Annotated in this window: 1 protein-coding gene; it reads right to left on the bottom strand. The window is 74.6% G+C overall.

Going from position 1 to position 1321, the window contains the following annotated elements; genetic code table 11:
• Positions 1–111: 111 nt before the first annotated feature.
• On the bottom strand, positions 112–1321 hold a 1210-nt coding region (locus tag KUM32_RS41130; protein WP_217146759.1), incomplete at its 5' end, for a phospho-sugar mutase.

The raw sequence follows: 1321 nt of genomic DNA, 5'->3' as shown, positions 1-1321 counted from the left end.
TGCCCGAGGGGCGGTCGGGGAGGGGGAGGGCGGGTCAACGAGCGGGGGTAAATCACCCGATGGGGTGCCTCCGCGTGGGGGCACCCCATGCGGGCGGGATGACGGGCCGGGTCAGATCCCCGCCGCCGTCGACAGGTCCCGCTTGAGCGCCGTCAGCAGCTCCGCCGCCTTCGCGCGCGCCGCGGGCAGGCCGGCACGGGCGGCGACCGGGACGACCACCTCCAGGTAGCACTTCAGCTTGGGCTCCGTACCGCTCGGGCGGACGATGACACGGGCGCCGTCGAGGGTGTACCGCAGGCCGTCGGTGGGCGGCAGCGTGTCCGTGCCCCGGGTGAGGTCCTCGGCGTTCGTGACGGGCAGGCCCGCGAGGTGGGCGGGCGGCTGTTCGCGCAGGCGGCGCATGGCGGCGGTGATGAGGGAGAGGTCCTCGACGCGGACCGAGAGCTGGTCGGTGGCGTGCAGGCCGTGCTCGACGGCCAGGTCGTCGAGGAGGTCCAGGAGGGTGCGCCCGCTCTCCTTGAGGACGGAGGCGAGTTCCGTGATCAGGAGGGCGGCGGTGATGCCGTCCTTGTCCCGTACGCCCTCCGGGTCGACGCAGTAGCCGAGGGCCTCCTCGTAGCCGTAGCGCAGGCCCTCGACGCGGGCGATCCACTTGAAGCCGGTGAGGGTCTCCTCGTACGGCAGGCCCGCCTTCTCGGCGATGCGGCCGAGGAGGGAGGAGGAGACGATCGACTCGGCGAACGTGCCGTGCGCTCCGCGGGTGACCAGGTGGGCGGCGAGCAGGGCGCCGACCTCGTCGCCGCGGAGCATGCGCCAGCGCTTGCCGCCGGCCTGTCCGTCGCCGCCCTCGCCGTCCTCGCCGTCGGGGACGGCCACCGCGCAGCGGTCGGCGTCCGGGTCGTTGGCGATGACCAGGTCGGGGTCGGTCCTGCGGGCCGTCGCGAAGGCGAGGTCCATCGCGCCGGGCTCTTCCGGGTTGGGGAAGGCGACGGTGGGGAAGTCCGGGTCGGGGTCGGCCTGCTCGGCGACGAGGGTGGGCGGCGGGAAGCCGGCCCGTGCGAAGGCGGCGAGGAGGGTGTCCCTGCCCACGCCGTGCATCGCCGTGTAGACGGTGCGGGCGGTGCGGGGGGAGCCGGGGGCGAGGACGGCGTCGGTACGGGCGAGGTACGCGTCGAGGACGTCGGAGTCGTCCAGGGTCTGCCAGCCGGCGGTGGGGCGGGGGACGTCGTTCAGTGAGCCCACGGCGTCGATCTCCGCGGCGATCTCGGCGTCGGCGGGGGGCACGATCTGGGAGCCGTCGCCGAGGTAGACCTTGTAGCCG

This window comes from Streptomyces sp. AC627_RSS907, from assembly GCF_019049165.1.
The sequence above is the reverse complement of the archived record's forward strand: the minus strand, read 5'-3'. Positions and strand labels throughout refer to the sequence as shown.